Origin of the sequence: Spirillospora sp. NPDC049652 (assembly GCF_040675125.1) — a bacterium.
GTDB lineage: Bacteria > Actinomycetota > Actinomycetes > Streptosporangiales > Streptosporangiaceae > Spirillospora.
The window spans coordinates 1-3,664 of sequence record NZ_JBFAOF010000752.1 but is presented as its reverse complement, the minus strand read 5'-3'; the positions used below and the strand labels follow the sequence as shown (position 1 = coordinate 3,664).

Below are 3,664 nucleotides of genomic sequence, written 5' to 3'. Positions count from 1 at the left end.
CGCCCCGGCCGCGAGCCCCGCGTAGACCGCGTACTCCTTGGCCCGGTCGAGCACGGCGTCCAGCCAGGCGCCGAACGCGCTGTGCCGCCGGGTGTAGCGGGCGAGCTGGCCGTCCACGCAGTCCAGCACGAAGGCCAGGTAGAACAGGACGGCGCCGGTGACCATCCCGTGCGGCTCGCCGCCGGCGAACAGGAACGCGGCGAGCGCCGCCAGGGCCCCCGAGGCCCAGGTCACCGCGTTCGGCCCGATGCCGAACCAGGCGGCCGTCCGGACCAGCAGCGGCGACCACGAGCTGACCGCGTAGGTCGCGAACCAGCCGTCGTCGCGCTTGACCGCCGCCCGGAGCCGGACCCCGTCCTCGTCGGCGCTCTCCGCTGCCTCCACGGCCGCCTGGGCGGCCTCCACGCTCGCGGCCCGGCGGCACACCAGCTCGGGAACGGCCGCCTCCGCCGTGACCGGCACCCCCGCGCGCACGAGCCCGACCAGCATCAGCTCAAGCGCGTCGTAGTCGTCCGCCGCGTCGTCGTCTTCGCCTTCGTCCGTGGCGGTGTGCTCGGGCTGCGGCGGCGGTACCGCGCGAGGCGTCGTCCAGGTCGTGAGCGCGGACGGCGAGATGGCGGGGAACGCGGCCTTCGGCGTGACCGGCAGGGCCGTGGGGGCGGGGAGCGCTCCGGGCGTCTCCAGGAGGGCGGCGAGGTTCTCGGCGATCCCAGCCGCCTGCACGGTGCGCTGCTCCCCCACGCACATCGGGCCGATGAAGTCGGCCGTCGGGGCGGACACCCGGTGGAACGCCGAGCCCGCCGAGACGACCCGTCCGGCCGCGTCCACCCGGACGGGACGCGCGGCCGCGCCGAGCCGCCGCACCGTCACGGCCGTCGCGGGCCGGCCCGGGGCGTCCAGGACGAGCCGGGCGAGCTGCTCGTCACTGATCACCAGGTCGCCGGGCAGCAGCACCACCGGGGTGCGCGCCCGCAGCGTCAGCCGGGCGATCTCGCGCAGGTCGGCGGCGGTGTCCTCGCACTCGACCGGGTCGTGGCCGTCCTTGCGCAGCGGCGGCGCGAGGGCGGGCCGGGTGAGCACCCGGTGGTCGGCCGCCCCGAGCCGCTCCAGCTGGCGGACGAGCCTGGTCAGCAGGCTCACGCCGCCGTCCGCGGACGGGACGGGCACCGCGGCCGCCGGGAACGGGTCCGGGCCGGCGGCCCGTCCGGTCGCGATGATCACGGCGAGGGTCATCGGCGCCTCCGGCGGGTCGGGAGAGTGTCGTGGCAGAGAGTAGTGAATCAGTGACCGTCCGCGTCGCAGCGGCGTGTCCGGTAGAAAAGATCCGGAACGGGTCGAGCCGCGCGCCGGTCCCGGGCCGGGCAGCGGCCCGCCGGGCCCGCGCGGCGGGTGCGGTGAGGAAGGGAAGACCATGGCGACGGTCGCGGTGGTGCTCGCGGGCGGCATCGGGCAGCGGATGGGCGCGGGCCGCCCCAAGCAGCTCATCGAGGTCGGCGGACGGCCGATCCTCGCCCTGTCGGTGGCCGCGTTCGACGGGCATCCCGGCGTGGACGAGGTGCTGGTGGTGATGAACGCCGGGCACCTGCGCGACGCCGCCGCGATGGTCGCGCCGTACCGGAAGGTCACCGGCGTCATCGAGGGCGGCGACACCCGCACCGCCTCGTCCGCCGCCGCGCTGCGCGCCCTGGCGGGCCGTCCGGACGACACCCGGGTGCTGATCCACGACGCGGCCCGGCCGTTCGTCGACCGGCCCGTCATCGACCGGGTCCTCGCCGGGCTGGACGGCTACGAGGCGGTCGCCGTCGGCGTGCCGTCGTCGGACACGATCGTGGAGGTCAGCGGCGGCATGGTCGCCGCGATGCCGCCGCGCGAGTCGCTGGTCCGGTTCCAGACGCCGCAGGCCTTCCGGCTCGGGACCGTCCGCAAGGCCTACGAGCTGGCGCTCGCCGACCCGGCGCTGCGCGCCACCGACGACTGCGGGATCGTGCACCGGTACCTGCCGGACGTCCCGATCACCGTCGTCCTCGGCGACGAGCGCAACCTCAAGGTCACCCACCCCCTCGACATCGTCATCGCCGAGCACCTCGCCGCGGAGGATTCATGATCTTCGACCGTCCGCCCGCCGTCATCGGCCACCGCGGCCTCGGCGCGGGCACGCTCCCGGACGCCGCCGGCGCGCCCGTCGCGGAGAACACGCTGGACTCGATGCTCGCGGCCGTCCGCGCGGGCGCGGACTGGGTGGAGATCGACGTCACCCGCACCGCCGACGACGCCCTCGTCCTGCGGCACGACCCGACCACCCCGGACGGCGCGTTCGTCGTCGGGCGGACCGCGGCGGAGACCGGCCTCCCCCGGCTGGAGGAGGTCTTCGACGGGCTGCCGCCCGAGGTCCCGGTGGACGTGGACGTCAAGACCGTCCTGGAGGACGCCGTGGACGCCCCGTCCCGGCGCACCGGCGCGCTGCTCGCCCCGATCCTGCGCCGCGAGGCCCGGCGGCGCCGGCTGCTGGTGACCTCGTTCGACCCGTCGCTGCTGCTGTTCCTCAAGGACGAGCTGCCGGACGTCCCGCTGGGCCTGCTGACCTGGCTCCGGTTCCCGCTGTGGCACGGCGTCCCGGCCGCCGCCGGGCTCGGCCTCCAGGCCGTCGCCGTGCACACCGCGTCCTGCGGGTTCGAGCATCCCGACAGCCGCCTGCGTCCGCTCGACCAGATCGTGGACACGGCGCACAAGGCGGGCCTGGCGTTCATGGCCTGGTGCCCGACCGCCGAGGCCGCGCCCGCCTACGCGGCGGCCGGGGTGGACGCCATGGTCGTCAACGACGTCCCGGGCGTCCTGGCGGCCGTCCGCTAGCTAGGCGGGCGGCGGCGCGGGCGGCGGGTCGCCCTGCGGAGGGGTGTGCGGCGGACTCTGCGGAGGGGTCTGGGGCGGCGCGGGCGGGTACGCGGACGGCTGCCCATACGGCACCGGGCCGGACATCCCCGGTCCGGGAACGCCGGAGAACGCCATGCCCGGACCCGTCCGGTCCGTGATCGGCCCGCGCCACCTGGACGGCAGGACGGACATCGCGATCAGCACGCCGCCCGCGAGCAGGACGATGCCGGTGGAGAGCATGTCCAGGTAGTCGATCACCCAGCGGTCCTTGAGCGGGCGCGCGATGTGCTCCATCACGAACAGCGGCTGGACGAACCAGAACGCGTTCACCATCACCAGGACGACCCCGGGGATCAGCGACGCCAGCGGCGACAGGCGCGGCGCGCACAGCCCGGCGAGCAACGCCCCGGAGACCAGCACCAGAAGGACGAGGACGACCCCCTTCCCGCCGGCCCCGTGCGTGATGTAGCGCAGCATCACCGAGTTCCGCCAGTCGATGAAGCGGTTCGCCACCAGGGCGAACCAGCCGAGAAGCACCGCGGACGCGACGAGCCCCACGAGGGCGCCGAGGGCGTGCCGAGCTCCGTTGGTCATGAGCCACCTCCTGAGGAGCGTCCCGGCAGCGGGGACGACCGTTCGGACGCGGCACCGCGGCGTCCGGTTCCGGACCGGCGATCAGGCCGGAGCAGGGATCAGGCGGGAACGGGATCAGCAGGATCGAAGACGGTCAGCGCGTCTCGCCGCCGTAGATCTGCGTCCACTCGCCGCCCTTGGACTCGGGAGCGCCCGCGCC

Annotated in this window: 4 protein-coding genes; 2 read left to right on the top strand and 2 right to left on the bottom strand. The window is 75.5% G+C overall.

Features of this window, described 5'->3' with window-relative positions; genetic code table 11:
• On the bottom strand, positions 1–1,233 hold a 1,233-nt coding region (locus AB0J52_RS31940; RefSeq protein ID WP_500186510.1), incomplete at its 3' end, for a CDP-alcohol phosphatidyltransferase family protein.
• Between the two features lie 178 nt (positions 1,234–1,411).
• Here AB0J52_RS31940 and ispD point away from each other — a divergent pair.
• Positions 1,412–2,104, top strand: coding sequence for a 2-C-methyl-D-erythritol 4-phosphate cytidylyltransferase (gene ispD, locus AB0J52_RS31935; protein WP_500186509.1), 693 nt, complete (start codon positions 1,412–1,414; stop codon positions 2,102–2,104).
• A complete protein-coding gene (locus AB0J52_RS31930; RefSeq protein WP_500186507.1) occupies positions 2,101–2,850 on the top strand; it encodes a glycerophosphodiester phosphodiesterase in 750 nt (249 codons plus the stop codon). Before ispD ends, AB0J52_RS31930 begins: the two co-directional genes overlap by 4 nt.
• Here AB0J52_RS31930 and AB0J52_RS31925 read toward each other — a convergent pair whose 3' ends face one another.
• Positions 2,851–3,465, bottom strand: a complete 615-nt coding sequence (locus AB0J52_RS31925; protein ID WP_500186504.1) for a hypothetical protein — start codon at positions 3,463–3,465, stop codon at positions 2,851–2,853.
• Positions 3,466–3,664: the final 199 nt, after the last annotated feature.